The organism is Parasphingomonas caseinilytica (genome assembly GCF_036663755.1).
Taxonomy (GTDB): domain Bacteria; phylum Pseudomonadota; class Alphaproteobacteria; order Sphingomonadales; family Sphingomonadaceae; genus Sphingomonas.
Genome location: NZ_JAXOJL010000002.1, coordinates 13,404 through 27,675 on the forward strand (window position 1 = coordinate 13,404; position 14,272 = coordinate 27,675).

Consider the following 14,272-nt stretch of genomic DNA (forward strand, 5'->3'; position numbering starts at 1 on the left):
AGAACGGGGCGTTCCTCTTCCGTTCGCAATCGGTGCTGGAAGGTACGGGGATTGCCGGGGATTTCAGGGTTGGCAAGCGAATCCGGGGTCGGTGCATGCGACGACATTTGCGGACTTGCAGGCCAACGAGAGCGAGCCGTCAGATCGCTCCTGCGAATGCACCTCATATTCGGACCAACACTGTAAATTAGGATGAAAACCGTGAGGCCTACGCAAGACACTTCGTTCGCCCACAGACCAGTCCAGTTGACAAAGCCTAACTCAATGTTCCTTTTTTGTTCTTGTTAAGTTGGATTTTGGTGTGGAGTTAGACCGTCCCTTCGAATCGAAAGGACGATCAAATGGGCACGTATTCATTCCAGCAATTATGGCCGTACCAGGACTATCTGACCTCCTATTTCTCCCAGCTCGGCGGCGATGTCGCGGTGATGGGACGCATCGCCGCTGCTTATGCGGTCAGCGAAGCGTCGCCACCCGCTATGGCGGTGGTCGTCGCCGCTGGCGCAGCCTTCCGCAACGGCACGGTCGTAGACCTTCCGGCCCGGACCACGCCGACGATCGCGGCACCTGCAAACAATCCCCGAATCGATCGCGTCGTCGTAAATCCGCAGACTGATGCGATCCTGGTCGTTCAGGGTGTCGAGGCGGCGTCACCGACCCCTCCGCTGGTACCATCGGGCTATTTGCCACTGGCCCGGATTGCGCTTGCCCCTGCGATGAGCGCCATCACCAACACCGCGATCACGGACGAGCGCGTCACGACGACGGCCGTCACCTCCACGACCGGCGGACTGGTCGGCGTGCAGACGTTCACGAGCAACGGTACCTACGTACCCACGCCGGGGACGAGCAGCGTGATCGTCGAAGCGGTCGGTGGTGATGGCAGTGGTGGCGGATGTGCGGCCACGAGCGGTTCGCAAGGCTCGGCCGCCGGCGGTGGTAGCGCCGGTTCCTTCGCACGTGCGCGTTTGACCGCCAATTTTTCCAATGTGGCTATCACTGTGGGGACCGGGGGTGCCGCGACATCTGCCGCTGCGGTAAACGGCAATCCGGGCGGAACGTCGAGCTTCGGCACAGTGATCGTGACACCCGGCGGCAACGGCGGTTTCGCCGGCCCCGCCTACACGCCACCTGCAGTTGTGGGGGGCGGGTATCCGGGCAATGCCCCTACCGGCGGTAGCCTGGCAAATGGCGTGGGAGGCGCGGGCCAGTATGGCTCGATCTTTAGCGGAGCCGCGGTCGTAGGCGGATGTGGCGCGACATCGATTTATGGCGGTGGCGGACGCGGGGAAGGAAATCTGCCCGGTCAACCGGCTGGTGCGCCCGGAGCGGGCGGGGGTGGTGCCAGTTCGATCGCCGGTGCTTCGGCTCGGTCCGGCGGTGCTGGGGGCAATGGCCTGGTTACCGTCTACGAATATGCCTGAACAAGGCCGTATACCACGTAGATCGGCCGGTTCCTTTGCAAGAGAGCCATCAAAATAACAGAAATAAGTAGGGCCGGTTCGCGGGACGATACCTTCCATATCGCCCGCGAATCGACCGCCGGTCCGGTCCTTCCGCTATAATGCGAGAGGATCGGAGCCGGAGAATAATAACCATGTTGGCGGAACACACTATCGCTGGGGCGGACGAGCCGCGCGATGTCGCGATGGTGGCCACTGCGAACGAAATGGTCGATATCATGCTCGGCATTCTTGCGGACGGGCTCGATCATCCCGAACTCTGGCCGCACATTCCCGACTATCTCGGCGCCAATCCACTGATCGCAGACGTTCTCCTGCAACGGCTCGCAGCCGTGCGCGGAGCCAAGGCAGCACCGATTAAAATCCTGCTGGCGATGTGCGGGGCGGCACTTGGTAACGTCGCAGACATGACCGAGGTGCTTGCTGACCTCTCCGCGGATTTCAGTCAGTCGCCGCTGGTGCAGGGCGCGCTGTTCCATATGCGCGGTCTTCAGCATCCAGGCGATCCCAGATACGTCCTCGAAGGGCGGATGTGCGAGACGCCGTTCGAGCAGTTGGACGTGCTCGACGGGTCGTCTCATCTGTGCTGCGCCAGTTGGCTCGGGACGTCGATCGGCAGCTTGTCGGACGGGATGTGGCAGGATGTGTGGAACAGCCCGACCGCCGAGGCGATCCGGACCAGCATCCACGATGGCTCCTACCGCTACTGCAACAAGGGTGCCTGCCCCAAGATTCAGAGCAACGCCTTGCCGACCAAAAACGAATTGGCGAATTCGTCACCGCAGTGGGACCAGGTCGTCGCCGAGCGGGCAACCATCATGCCGAGTGGTCCGAAGGTCGTGAATCTCGCTTACGACAGAACCTGCAACCTTGCTTGCCCCAGCTGTCGCGTCGAGCGCTATGCGGCCGACGATGTCACCCGGACGCGCTATGCCGAGATCCAGGAGCGGGCCATCCTTCCGATGCTCAAGACGGCGGATACGGTTTTCGTCACGGGTTCGGGCGATCCGTTCGCGAGCAAGAATTTCCGCCAGCTCATGAGTGCGCTGACGCCGGAGCATTATCCCGACCTGAAATTCCAGATCATGACGAACGGCATGCTCTTCACGGCTCGGCAATGGGATGCATTCCCATCACTCCATCGCCGCGTCGCGCTTCTCAAGATCAGCATCGATGCGGCAACCGGCCCGACGCATGAGGTGCTCCGTCTAGGTGCGCACTGGCCTACCGTCATGGAGAACATGACCTTCGCCGGCACCCTTTTGGCCAACGGGCTGATCGACAATCTCGAATTGGTGTTCACGGTACAGGAGGATAACTTCCGTGAAATGGGCGACGCCGTCGATCTGGCTCACCGGGTGGGCGCGAACGGCATCTTCTTCGCGCGGTTGACGAACTGGGGAACCTTCTCGCCCGAAGCCTATCGCCGGAAAGCGATATTCCTGCCTTCCCATCCCGACCATGCGGCATTTCGGCACGCCATGGAGGACGAACGTCTCGCAGACCCGATCGTCCTGTTGGGCGATCTGCAGGGCTTTCGCACGCAGGATACCGCCAGCCGCCTATTCGTGCGCTAAACCATTCCCAGCAAAATGGTCGAAGAGCGACCGCAAAACCGGAGCTATTGCGCGGCGGTCTTTCTGGCCTTCGCCACGGCATCGGCATTCTCGGTCGCGGTGCTCGGCGCGACGCCCAGATCGGCGAGTGGTTCGCTGCCATCGCCGATCCCGGCAAGATCGTTGCCGATCGTCAGATTGGCCACCACCGAAGGATTCGCGCCACCCGCCACGGCATGTTCGCGGCTGGCGGTGGAGAAGATCGCAGCGGCCAGCCCGATCAGCAACAGCACGGCGGCTAGGCCGATCATGCCGACCTTCACACGCTGTGTGGTCTGGCCCCGATCGAGGTTGGGTTCCGGTGATGTCATCATGCCTGTGGCATAAATGTAACGTAAACGGGTCGTCTTGTCGATGCCACGGCTTAACTTGCAGCAAGCCAGGCCGGAATCGGCAATCCCTTGGCCGTCAGCCACTCGCGATTGTACAGCGTCGAAAGGTACCGAAAGCCGGTATCGCACAGGATCGTGGCAATGCGCTTGCCCGGCCCGAGATGCTTGGCCAACCGCACCGCCCCCGCCACGTTGATGCCGGACGAAAGGCCGAGACAAAGCCCCTCCTCGGCCAGCAACCGTACCACCCAATCCATCCCCTCTTCGTCGGAGATGCGGAATTGCGTGTCGATCGGCGCGCCTTCCAGATTGGCGGTGATCCGCGCCTGCCCGATCCCCTCAGCCACCGAAGACCCCTCCGCCTTCAACTCGCCATGTGCATAATATTCGTACAGCGCCGCGCCATGCGGATCGCTGAGCGCGATGCAGACGGTCTCGTCCTTCGCCTTCAGCCCCAGCCCGACTCCGGCGATCGTCCCGCCCGTCCCCGCCGCGCAGGTGAAACCGTCGATCCTGCCATCCATCTGCTGCCAGATTTCCTCCGCCGTGCCGACGATATGCGCGCGGCGATTGGCGATATTGTCGAACTGGTTCGCCCAGATCGCGTTCGGCGTCTCCTCGGCGATGCGGCGTGAGGTGTGTACGAAATGCCCCGGATTCGAATAAGCCGCCGCCGGCACCAGCACCAGTTCGGCGCCCAGCGCGCGCAACGTGTCCATCTTCTCGCGGCTCTGCGTCTCGGGCATGACGATGATCGTCTTGTAGCCCTTGGCATTGGCGACCAGCGCCAGCCCGATGCCGGTATTGCCCGCCGTGCCCTCGACGATCGTGCCGCCCGGCTGGATCGCATTCCGCGCCTCGGCATCCTCGACGATATACAGCGCCGCCCGATCCTTTACGGAGGCACCGGGATTGGCGAACTCGCACTTGGCGAAGATCTCGCACCCGCTCGCCTCGCTCGGCCCCTTCAGCCGGACGAGCGGAGTATTGCCGATGAGAGCGAGCGTATCGGATGTCGTGTGCATGCCCCCTAGATAGCCCGCCAGCCCGATCCGGCAATCCACGCATTTCTGGCCACGCATTTTTGCGTGCGGTGAAATCGGGCTTATGGTAGAATGATAAGGATCGGAGGTAGAACATGGGCGTGCAACTCAACATCAAGGACGCGGAAACGGTCCAAATGGCCCGCGATCTGGCCGATGCAACCGGCCAATCGGTGACGGCCGCGATCAAGACCGCGCTTCTCGCACAGATGGAACGGCGGAAGATCGAAGTCGCCGAAAGGATCGCCCGTATGAATGAAGCTGTGGATGAATTCCGAAAGCATTTGCCGCCGGAATGGGAGGGCAAGACATCCAAGGAAATCATGGATTCGATCTATGATGAGGATGGTCTGCCAGGATGATCGTCGACTCGTCGGCGATCATGGCCATCATCCTGAATGAACCGGAGCGACATGCCATGATCGAGGCGCTTGGGCAGTCCGATCGGAATGCAATTTCGGCCGGGACGTGGATCGAACTCTCCGCCGTGCTGACGCGACGCCCCGGAAATGATCTTTTCGAACGGCTGAGGACCGTCACGGATGTCGTCTCGATCTTCATCGAGCCGGTGAGCGTCGAGCAGGCCGAAATTGGTCATCAGGCATATCGCCGATACGGTCGCGGTTCGGGCCACAAGTCGGACCTCAACTTCGGCGACTGCTTCGCCTACGCCCTCGCCAAAGCCACCGGCGAACCGCTCCTGTTCAAGGGCAACGATTTCTCCCAGACCGACATCAAGCCCGCCCTTACGTTGTAAGCACCGGCCCCGTCCCCATCTACGCTCCAACGATGAGGGGATGAATCATGGCCACCGAACTGTATGACATCACCGTGCCTGCCTTTCTACGCGGGTTCGCTGCCATGTCCGCCTTCCTCGCCAAGGGCGAACAATGGGCGACGGACAATGGTGTGGATCCGTCCGAATTGCTCACCGCGAAGCTCTATGACGACATGGCCCCGCTCACGTCGCAGGTGCAGCGCGCCAGCGATTCCGCCAAGTTCACCGTAGTCCGCATCGGCGGCGTGGACAGCGTGGCGATGCCCGACGAGGAAACCACCTTCGCGGATCTGCAGGCGCGCATCGCGAAGACGGTCGATCTGCTCAAGTCGGTCCCGCCGGAAGCCATGAACGGTCAGGAGGGCAAGGCGATCACGCTGCCCACGCCCAACCGCACGCTGGAATTCACCGGGCAAAGCTATGTGCTGGGCTTCGTGCTGCCCAACTTCTATTTCCACGTCACCACGGCATACGCGATCCTGCGCATGAAGGGCGTGCCGGTAGGCAAGATGGATTATCTCGGCGGAGTGTAAACGTTCGCGCCCGGCGGATCACCAGGTGAACAGCGATCCGCTGCCCATGTGCGACACGAAGTGGAAGAGATGGCCGATCACGCCCACGACGTCCAGCACATGCTCGCCACGCGCCACGCCGATATCGACGAGGGCTAGCATCAGGATCGAGGCGGCAAGGAATTTCAGCACCTCGCCACTTTAGCGATGGGCGGTTAAGATTCGGTATCCGTGAATATGATCAAGCACAGCTTCCCGCCGATCGTCGATACCGACACCCGGCTTCTTGTCCTAGGCAGCCTGCCCGGGGACCGCTCGCTCGCCGAGGCGCGCTATTACGCGCATCCGCAGAACCAGTTCTGGCGACTGATCTCCGCCGCGATCGATCGCGACATCGCGGGCCTCCCTTATGACGATCGTCTCGCTGCTCTCCGCACCGCACGCGTCGGCCTGTGGGATGTCGTGGCCAGCGCGGTCCGCCCCGGCAGCACCGATGCCGCGATCCGCAATCATGTCGGCAACGATCTGCCCGGCCTGATCGCCAGCCTGCCGAATCTGCGCGCGATCGCCTTCAACGGTGCCACCGCACACCGCCACGGCGTCCGCCAATTGGGGGCGACCGGCCTGCCCCTGATCGCCCTGCCCTCCAGCAGCCCGCTGCACACGGTCGGCCTCGACGCCAAACTCCCAGCCTGGCGCGCGCTACGCGATCATCTCGCGCGCTGATTCCGGCTTGGCGACCGCCGCCGACTGTATTACGTATATATATCACTTGGCGGCGGGGGCTGTGACATGACCTATACGACGATCATCGCGGAGCAGATGCCGCCAGCCGCCGAACCCGACGGCGCACCCCGTATCGCGACGCTCGATATCCTGCGCGGCATCGCCATTCTCGGCATATTGTTCATGAACATCAACGATATGGGCGCGTCCTTCTCCGACCCCGATCTGCGCCATATGGGCTGGACGATCTACGACCAGATCGCCTGGTGGGCCCGTGAGATCCTCGCCAACGGCACCGCGCGAACGATGCTGCAATTCCTGTTCGGCGCGGGCATGGTGATCCTCACCGATCGCATCGCCACCGCCGCCGGACGCCGCATCGCCTTCAGGCGCTATTACTGGCGCAACATCGTCCTGTGGCTGTTCGGCCTCGCGCACATCTTCATCTTCCTGTGGCCGGGCGACATCCTGCACACCTACGGCATCGCCGCGTTGGTCGCGTTCTGGTTCCGCCGCCTGCCGCCACGCTGGCTGATCACGATCGGGCTGATCATGGCGACGATGCAATTGTTCGGCGCGAGCTATTTCGGCATCTACCGCCCCTACGAACGCCGCACCGAGGTTGCCGCGCTCACCGCCAAGCGCGACGCGGGCCGGACATTGACCAAAGCGGAAACCGAGAAGGTCGCCAAATACGCCAAGGCCAAGGCCGAAGAGGCGAAGGACGACAGAAAGCACGACGCCCGCGTCGCCGCCGAAGACAAAGCGCGCAGCAGCACGAGCGTCAACTGGGTGCGCGAACAATGGCGCAAGGCGGTCCAACGGCTCGGCGTCGGCGAACTGTTCTCGATCTGGGATTCGGCCAGCATGATGCTGATCGGCGCGGCCCTGTTCAAGATGGGTATCCTGCAAGGACTGCGCAGCCGGAGCTTCTATATCGCGATGACGCTCGGCTATTACGCCATCGGCCTGTCGCTCCGCGCCTTCGGGGCATGGGAACAGACGCGGTTCGTCGACGCCAACGAATATAATTGGGCCTTCGAGAGCTATGCTCGCATCACCGCCACGCTCGGCCATATCGGCCTGATCCACCTCCTGCTCGGCACGGCGATCGGCGCGAAGCTGTTCCGCCCGTTCATCGCCGCCGGCCGCACCGCGCTCACGCTGTACGTGCTGCAGACGATCGTCTGCCTGTGGATCCTCTACCCGCCCTTCGCCTTCGGCCTGTACGGCCAGACCGGCTGGATGACCATGATGCTGATCTCGGCCGCGCTCGACCTCGCCCTGCTATGGGCGGCCAACGCGTACCTGCGTTATTACCGCATCGCGCCGGTGGAGTGGGCCTGGCGCTCGATCGTCGAACGGCGGCGGCTACCGTTCCGGAAGGCGCTTTAACCGACCCCTACCCCATCACCGGGCCGCCGCGTATCCAAAGCACGGCTTGCCCTTGCCCCGAACTTGGGCAATTCCGCATCATCGCTACACCGGAGTTGCTTGCGTTGCGTTCACCCCGTCGTCCATCGCCCTTCCCCAAAACCATCTGCGCATGATCGAAAGCGGCACGCACACGCCCGGCATTTCGGCTGCCGATTTCGGCCTGCCGCCGCACACCGCCCTGCGCTACGAACGCCCCGCCCCGGCGCTACGCGATCATCTCACCAGCTATGCCGTGCTCGATTCCGAGGCGATCGATCCGAACGGCACGTCGGAATGGATGCTGCCGGGTTGGGCGCAGATCTGGATCGTCATCACCGATGGGCCGATCAGCGTCGCGATCGGTAATCGTCGCTACGATCCCTTGCCCACCGCGATCCTCTATGGCGTCACCAGTCGGGCGATGCCGGTGACGGCGCATGGCGGCGTTTCGATCGCAATCGATGTCAGTCCGCTCGGCTGGGCGCGGCTGTTTTCGGATCGGGCCGATCTGTTGCGTGATCGCGTCACGCCACTCGAACAGGTGCTGCCCACCGCATGGGTCGAGGAACTCGTCACCCTGATCCGCGATTCGGATCGCTCGCTCCAGGTCAAGGATCTGCTCGACGGATTTTTCCTGAAGCATATGGCCGTGCCGCATCCGGACGAGCCGCAGATCGCGCAGGTCATGGCGCTGATCGTCGATCACAACACGCGCGATCTGGCGACGGCCGCCGCCGCGATCGGCATCGGCCTGTCGACCTTGCGCCGCCTGTCGAACCGCTATTTCGGCTTTCCGCCCAAGACGCTGATGATGCGCGCCCGTTTCCTCGGCTCTTTACTGTCGATGATGAAGCGGCCCGATCGCTCGGATTACGCCTTGTTGTCGCCGGCCTATCACGACGCGTCACACTTCATCCGCGATGGCAAACGCTTCCTCGGCATGACGCCGCGGCGCTTCATCGCGCTCGACAAGCCATATCTCGATGCGGCGTTGCGGGCGCGGCGGTTGGTACTGGGTGCATCGACACCCTCGCTCGACGGCGTGTCGCCGGACGCCTGAACACCCGTTCCGGCCCGACGCTCAATCCTTGTGGAAGAACAGGTCCGCCACGCTCTGCGCGATCCGCGCCGGGCGATGAGTCACCGCATCGACGCAACACCAGCTCGATTGCACCTCGGCCAGCACCTCTTCGCCGCGCTTGATGATCGTCTGGTAGAAGGCGCGTGCGCCCTGCACCTTTTCCAGCAACACGGTGGCGATCACTTCGTCGTCGAGAAAGGTCGGCTTGCGATACGTGATCTCGTGCTTCAGCGCGACCCACAGGTTCGCCGCGATCGCCTCGGCTGGCGCGAAGCGCTGCCAGTGGCTGACCACCGCGTCCTGCACCCATTTCAGGTACGAGGCATTGTTGACATGACCCATGAAGTCGATGTCGGCGGGGTCGATCCCGATCGGGAAGCTATGTGGAATGGCCTGGCTCACGGATACGACCATAGCAGGACAAACCCTTCCCGGCGATGAATTTCCCGGGCAGCGCGTCGCATTTTCATCCTGTCACGGCCGTCGCACGAGAAATCGACCCTCCGTCAGCCGCTCGACACGCCCGCGCAACGAAATGACGATTTTGTTGCACTGCGCCATTCGGAACCCCCCGGGCCGACTACATACTTGACGAATTCTTTCGCGTGCGCAAAGCAGCCCACGCTATGAAGATCATCCTCCCCAGCCTCGTCGCCGTCTCGCTCCTCGCGCTCACGGCTTGTGACAACAAAAAGGGCCCGGAAGTGGTCACCTCGGTGGCTCCCGATCCCCAGCGCGCGGAAATCGCCAAGCGCGCACCGGTCGAACTGCCGCCGTCGATCAAGGCGGACGTCACGTTCCGCTGCAACCCCGGCAACAGCCTCGCCTTCGTCACCTTCTTCGATGGCGACAAGCAGGCACTGGTCAAGACCGAGAAGACCGGCACCGCCACCAAGCTGGTCGCCGCCGAAGCGGGCCAGGCGTTCAAGGCCGATGGCGGCTACGAACTCACCGGCACGCCAAAGGGCGCGACGCTCACTCTGCCGGGCAAGGGCAAGCTGACCTGCAAGGCGTAAACGCCTGGCGCTCAGATACGACATCATCGGCCGGCGGAGCGATCCGCCGGCCTTTTTGTTGCCTCGAGTAGCGCGCCGCCGCCTTGCGCCCGTACCCTGACTGCGCCACGATACGGTTATGGCGACGATTGCGATCTACAGTCTCAAGGGCGGCGTCGGGAAAACCACGCTGGCGGTCAATCTCGCATGGTCCGCTGCGACCCTGTCGTCGCGGCGAACCTTGCTGTGGGACCTCGATCCGCAGGCTGCGTCCAGCTATCTGCTAGGCGACCGCAAGGTGAAGGAGGCGGCGCAGGCGGTTTTCTCCAAGGACGTCGAACCCGAAAAGCTGATCCACAACACCGCCATCCCACGGCTCGATCTGCTCCCCGCCGATGCGTCGTTGCGCGGGCTCGACCTTCTGTTCCACGAACTCGACAAGAAGAAACGCCTCGCCAAATTGTTGTCGGGGCTGCGCAAATCCTACGATCGCATCCTGCTCGATTGCCCGCCGGGGCTGACCGACACGAGCGACCAAGTGATGCGTGCCGCCGATCTGATCGTGGTGCCGGTAATCCCCTCGCCGCTCTCCGAACGCGCCTATGCCGAGGTGATCAAACATCTCGGCAACAAGGCGGAGGTGTTGCCGGTCCATTCCATGGTCGATCGCCGCCGCAAATTACATGCCGAAGCGCTGGCCCGCCACCCCGATTGGCCGGTCGTGCCCATGGCGAGCGTGATCGAATCGATGACCGTGCGCCGCGCGCCCGTCGGCAGCTTCGCCGCGAAATCGCCAAGCGGGCAGGCCTTCGCGCAATTGTGGATGCGGATCGAAAAGCGCCTCGCCAAATGACCCGCACGCCGCCGGAAGCGGCGTTCGATGATGTCGTCCCGCTCGATCCGCGCCTCGTCCTTGGTGCCTATGCCGTTGGCGTGTTCCCGATGGCGGACGCGCGCGATGCCGACAGCGTTTATTGGGTCGAGCCGAAGGAGCGCGCGATCCTTCCGCTCGACGCCTTCCACCTCTCGAAATCCTTGCGCAAGACGCTGGCACAGGATCGTTACCGCGTCACTGCCGACACCGCCTTCGCGCAGATCATCCGCCTGTGCGCCGAATCGGCCGAGGATCGCCCGGATACGTGGATCAACGGCCAGATCGAACGCGCCTTTCTCGATCTCCACGCCCAGGGCTTCGCGCATTCGATCGAAGTGTGGGACGGCGTCGATCTGGTCGGCGGCCTTTACGGCCTCGCGCTCGGCCGCGCCTTTTTCGGCGAATCGATGGTCAGCCGCGCCCGCGATACCTCGAAGATCGCGATCGCCTGGCTCGCTGCGCGCCTCCGCGTCGGCGGTTTCACCCTGCTCGATTGTCAGTTCATGACGGACCACCTCGCCTCGCTCGGCGCGGTGGAAATCCCGCGCGAGCGTTACGTCGCGTTGCTGTCCGCCGCGATCGCCGGGGTGGTCGGCGTTTCCTCGCCCGTCTCGCCCGGATCGGCCGGCGATTTCTTCGCGCTCGATTCCGGCGCGGCCGTGCCGTTCGCCGATCCGCCGCCGCCGCTCACCGAATTTGGCCCGCCTTCGGGGAAGGTCATCGCGCAACTCTTGACCCACACGTCGTAGATCGGGTGCAGCACCACGTTCAGGCCCGGCCGTTCCTTGTATAGCCAGCCGGAAAACACGCGGCGGAACTTGCGGTCGTTGCCCTGCACATCCAACTGCACGAACGCACCGGTATAGGGCTGCTGCTCCCACGGTGCCGTCCGCTCGCACGCCCGCAACCGCACCACGACATCGCCGACGCGCACCGCGCCGCCGGGCTTCAGCGTGACATCGCGCGATACGCCGTTGCGCTTGTTGAGCACCCCCAGCACCGCGATCCGCTCGCGCATCGGGGTCGCCCCGAACGAGGGGTCCGCCCCGCCCGATACGTCCACGGTGGTGATGTCGGTCTGCACCGGCTCCTCGTCCAGCGCAGTCCTGATCGGGGCCTTGTCCGCAACCGGAGCCGCCGTGTTATGCTGCTGCCACTGCTCGTATCCGAACCAACCGCCCGCGCCGAGGCCGGCGACCAGCGCCGTCACACCCAGCCAGCGGCGCAGGTTCACGCCTCCGGCGTCCAGGCTTCGTAATCGCCGGTGGCGGCGGCGCGCTTGCCGCCCTTTTCGAGCGCACCCGCCGGGCGATACGCCAGCATCGTGCCGGTCAGGTTCGGCTCGGCCGGCTTCTCCCAGATGCGCGCCGCCGGCAGCGCCCGGTCGGGCAGATCGTCGACCTGATGGTGCAACCAGCTGAACCATTCCGGCGCGACGCGGCTCGCATCGTTGGCACCGTTATAGATCACCCAGCGGCGCGGGTTGCCGGCGGTGTCACTGCCGCCCTGATAATAGACGTTGCCCAACGCATCCTCGCCGACCCGCGCCTTGCCGCGCAGTCCGAACCAGGTGCCGATGGTGGCGCCGTTCCACCAGGTGAAGGGGTTGAGATTTATGCCCATGGCCAAGCGCAATAGCCGCTCCACGGGGCGTCTGGCAATTCGTCAAATCGGATGCGTGGCGAACCGCTTTGCGGTCACGCATAATCGCGGTTGCCCGAACGGAAATCTTGGCTAGCTTGGATGGAATCGGGGGTCCGCATCGTCTTGCAGAGAATTTTCAAACAAATCAGCCGCAGCCTCAGCGTATTGCTCAGCAACGGGCCCGGCGAATTCTTCGGCAAGGTCGTGCGGAAACTGCGCACGGCGATCGGCTTTCCGTCGGAAGACTATAAACGCTATCTGGCCTACAAGGCGGACGTCGACAGCAAATTCGACGATCAGCTCGGTCTCGATACCGGCGGGATCCAGCGGCTCCACGATCTGACCATCGCATCCGGCAATTCGCGCTTCGGCACGAGCCATATCGCGTCCGACCCGGCGGAATTCGCCGCCGCTCTGGGGTCGGTCGATATTCCGATTCCCGGCACCACCTTCATCGATCTCGGCTCGGGCAAGGGCCGTGCGCTGATCCTGGCGCTCGATTTCGGCTTCGCCCGGATCGTGGGCATCGAATTCGCCCGTGAATTGTACGAGATCGCGCAGGCCAACGTGGCACGGCTGACATCGCAGGACGACCGCGCCACGCGGATCGAAGTCTTCTGCGACGATGCCACGACGGTCGATCTGCCGCCGGAACCGACCATCTTCTACCTCTTCCACCCCTTCGATTCGTCGGTCATGCGGCTGGTCGCCCGCAATGCACGCGCGTCATGGCAGGCCAATCCGCGGCCGATGCGCGTCGTCTATGTGAACCCGCAATATCTGCAGGATTGGACGGACGCCGGCTGGGAGATCGTTGCGCAGGAACATTATCACGTCGTCCTGAAGCCCGTTTGAAAATCCGCGCCTGAAGCCATTCTATCGCGCGCGGGGATCCGGTTCGTGCGTCTTCACCTGCAACGGCGAGGACAAGGCGGCGGCCATCGCCGGCTGCAATTGCTCGATGAAGCGGTAGCGCTTCGCATACAGGCTGCGCTTTCGCGCCGGGATCTCCGCCTCGCTCCGAATGCGACGCGCGATCGGTATCCGGAAGAAACCTTCGAGGCCCGGAACGCCACCACGATCGCGCCAGACCTCGTCATAATTCAACAGCGGAGCGCTCGCATCCGACGCGGTCCTTTCCAGATGCGTCGTGTTGCACCGGGTCGCGTTCGACACGCACAGGATCCGCCTCGCCCCCATATTCTCGGAAAACACGCGGAACAGTTCGAACATCAGATCGCGAGGCCGCAAACCATAAGCGGCCTTGGTCAGCGTCCGGTTCAGATCGAGCGACGTCGCATGCCGACGCCCCTGAATTCCACCGACATAGACGACGCGCTCGCCCACACGATCCGAAAAGCAGAACGACATCGAGAAGATCCGATCGATCCCCACCCACAGGCTGATCGTGAGCAGCCCATCGCGCAGCAACCAGGACGGCTGATCCAGCATGACCCGGCACGAATGTTCGCCAAGTTGGAACGAGAATAGATCAAGATATTGATTTGGTTCGAGAAGAAGCGGCAAACTTGCCTGCCTGATGATGGCGAAATGCTTCCGGATGTGCAACAGACGCTTCGCCAGACTCCAATTGCTGCTGATCAGGGGACGCGCTGCCATCAGCCACAGATCGGGCACGCGATTTTCGATGACGCCCAAAGCGGATCGCCTGCGCCAGTCAGGCAACATCCGCCCGGCAAGTTTGTCGACGCCCATCCGTAAGTTTCCCGAACACGAAAATTCAAAGCTCGGATGTCACCGTCTACAGCTACGACGCGCCCGTAAATTTATC

General features: G+C 63.2%; 18 protein-coding genes and 1 pseudogene. 12 read left to right on the top strand and 7 right to left on the bottom strand.

Annotated features, from left to right (window positions below):
- Positions 1–341: 341 nt before the first annotated feature.
- Both U1738_RS06530 and U1738_RS06535 read left to right on the top strand, forming a co-directional pair.
- The gene (locus U1738_RS06530) at positions 342–1,424 is read left to right on the top strand and encodes a glycine-rich domain-containing protein (protein ID WP_332788247.1); all 1,083 of its coding nucleotides are present in this window, start codon (positions 342–344) and stop codon (positions 1,422–1,424) included.
- Between the two features lie 173 nt (positions 1,425–1,597).
- Positions 1,598–3,040 (top strand): SPASM domain-containing protein, encoded by a 1,443-nt coding sequence (locus tag U1738_RS06535; RefSeq protein ID WP_332788248.1) that lies wholly within the window; start codon positions 1,598–1,600, stop codon positions 3,038–3,040.
- 44 nt (positions 3,041–3,084) lie between these two features.
- On the opposite strand, the gene U1738_RS06540 is transcribed toward U1738_RS06535, so the two are convergent.
- Together U1738_RS06540 and U1738_RS06545 are read right to left on the bottom strand one after the other, a co-directional pair.
- A complete protein-coding gene (locus tag U1738_RS06540) occupies positions 3,085–3,393 on the bottom strand; it encodes a hypothetical protein (protein ID WP_332788249.1) in 309 nt (102 codons plus the stop codon).
- A 50-nt stretch (positions 3,394–3,443) separates the two neighbouring features.
- Positions 3,444–4,436, bottom strand: a complete 993-nt coding sequence (locus tag U1738_RS06545; RefSeq protein ID WP_332788250.1) for a cysteine synthase A — start codon at positions 4,434–4,436, stop codon at positions 3,444–3,446.
- Between the two features lie 113 nt (positions 4,437–4,549).
- On the opposite strand from U1738_RS06545, the gene U1738_RS06550 reads away from it, so the two are divergent.
- Genes U1738_RS06550 through U1738_RS06560 form a run of 3 tightly spaced genes read left to right on the top strand, consistent with a single transcriptional unit; the run spans position 4,550 to position 5,765 of the window.
- Entirely contained in the window at positions 4,550–4,816 is a 267-nt protein-coding gene (locus U1738_RS06550) for a type II toxin-antitoxin system VapB family antitoxin (RefSeq protein ID WP_332788251.1), read from the top strand.
- A gap of 20 nt (positions 4,817–4,836) precedes the next feature.
- Positions 4,837–5,211, top strand: a complete 375-nt coding sequence (locus tag U1738_RS06555) for a type II toxin-antitoxin system VapC family toxin (protein WP_332788252.1) — start codon at positions 4,837–4,839, stop codon at positions 5,209–5,211.
- Between the two features lie 47 nt (positions 5,212–5,258).
- Positions 5,259–5,765 carry a DUF1993 domain-containing protein gene (locus U1738_RS06560; protein ID WP_332788253.1) on the top strand — a complete coding sequence of 169 codons (507 nt, stop codon included), beginning with the start codon at positions 5,259–5,261 and terminating at the stop codon, positions 5,763–5,765.
- 18 nt (positions 5,766–5,783) lie between these two features.
- Here U1738_RS06560 and U1738_RS06565 read toward each other — a convergent pair whose 3' ends face one another.
- Entirely contained in the window at positions 5,784–5,936 is a 153-nt protein-coding gene (locus tag U1738_RS06565) for a hypothetical protein (RefSeq protein WP_332788254.1), read from the bottom strand.
- A gap of 45 nt (positions 5,937–5,981) precedes the next feature.
- Here U1738_RS06565 and U1738_RS06570 point away from each other — a divergent pair, with 45 nt between their 5' ends.
- The 3 genes from U1738_RS06570 to U1738_RS06580 all read left to right on the top strand — a co-directional run bounded on the left by U1738_RS06570 (position 5,982) and on the right by U1738_RS06580 (position 8,946).
- Complete coding sequence (locus U1738_RS06570; protein ID WP_332788255.1) at positions 5,982–6,470, top strand: DNA-deoxyinosine glycosylase; 489 nt, start codon at positions 5,982–5,984, stop codon at positions 6,468–6,470.
- A gap of 66 nt (positions 6,471–6,536) precedes the next feature.
- Entirely contained in the window at positions 6,537–7,865 is a 1,329-nt protein-coding gene (locus U1738_RS06575; RefSeq protein WP_332788256.1) for a DUF418 domain-containing protein, read from the top strand.
- 151 nt (positions 7,866–8,016) lie between these two features.
- Entirely contained in the window at positions 8,017–8,946 is a 930-nt protein-coding gene (locus tag U1738_RS06580; protein WP_332788257.1) for a helix-turn-helix domain-containing protein, read from the top strand.
- A 21-nt stretch (positions 8,947–8,967) separates the two neighbouring features.
- Here the strand turns inward: U1738_RS06580 and U1738_RS06585 are convergent, their stop codons facing one another.
- On the bottom strand, positions 8,968–9,381 hold the full coding sequence (locus U1738_RS06585; protein ID WP_332788258.1) for an acyl-CoA thioesterase: 414 nt from the start codon (positions 9,379–9,381) through the stop codon (positions 8,968–8,970).
- 212 nt (positions 9,382–9,593) lie between these two features.
- On the opposite strand from U1738_RS06585, the gene U1738_RS06590 reads away from it, so the two are divergent.
- From U1738_RS06590 to aat, 3 genes are all read left to right on the top strand, one after another.
- Positions 9,594–9,983, top strand: a complete 390-nt coding sequence (locus tag U1738_RS06590; protein ID WP_332788259.1) for a hypothetical protein — start codon at positions 9,594–9,596, stop codon at positions 9,981–9,983.
- Between the two features lie 118 nt (positions 9,984–10,101).
- Positions 10,102–10,815, top strand: coding sequence for a ParA family protein (locus tag U1738_RS06595; protein WP_332788260.1), 714 nt, complete (start codon positions 10,102–10,104; stop codon positions 10,813–10,815).
- Positions 10,812–11,585, top strand: a complete 774-nt coding sequence (gene aat / locus U1738_RS06600; RefSeq protein ID WP_332788261.1) for a leucyl/phenylalanyl-tRNA--protein transferase — start codon at positions 10,812–10,814, stop codon at positions 11,583–11,585. The genes U1738_RS06595 and aat overlap by 4 nt, the downstream gene beginning before the upstream one ends.
- A 35-nt stretch (positions 11,586–11,620) precedes the next feature.
- On the opposite strand, the pseudogene U1738_RS06605 reads toward aat, so the two are convergent.
- Both U1738_RS06605 and U1738_RS06610 read right to left on the bottom strand, forming a co-directional pair.
- A pseudogene (locus U1738_RS06605) lies at positions 11,621–11,854 on the bottom strand (DUF2155 domain-containing protein); the annotation flags it as partial.
- 212 nt (positions 11,855–12,066) lie between these two features.
- Complete coding sequence (locus U1738_RS06610; RefSeq protein WP_332788262.1) at positions 12,067–12,459, bottom strand: NADH:ubiquinone oxidoreductase subunit NDUFA12; 393 nt, start codon at positions 12,457–12,459, stop codon at positions 12,067–12,069.
- A gap of 120 nt (positions 12,460–12,579) precedes the next feature.
- Between U1738_RS06610 and U1738_RS06615 the strand changes: the two genes are divergently transcribed.
- A complete protein-coding gene (locus tag U1738_RS06615) occupies positions 12,580–13,335 on the top strand; it encodes an SAM-dependent methyltransferase (RefSeq protein ID WP_332788263.1) in 756 nt (251 codons plus the stop codon).
- 21 nt (positions 13,336–13,356) lie between these two features.
- On the opposite strand, the gene U1738_RS06620 is transcribed toward U1738_RS06615, so the two are convergent.
- Positions 13,357–14,196 (bottom strand): DUF535 family protein, encoded by an 840-nt coding sequence (locus U1738_RS06620; RefSeq protein ID WP_332788264.1) that lies wholly within the window; start codon positions 14,194–14,196, stop codon positions 13,357–13,359.
- Positions 14,197–14,272: the final 76 nt, after the last annotated feature.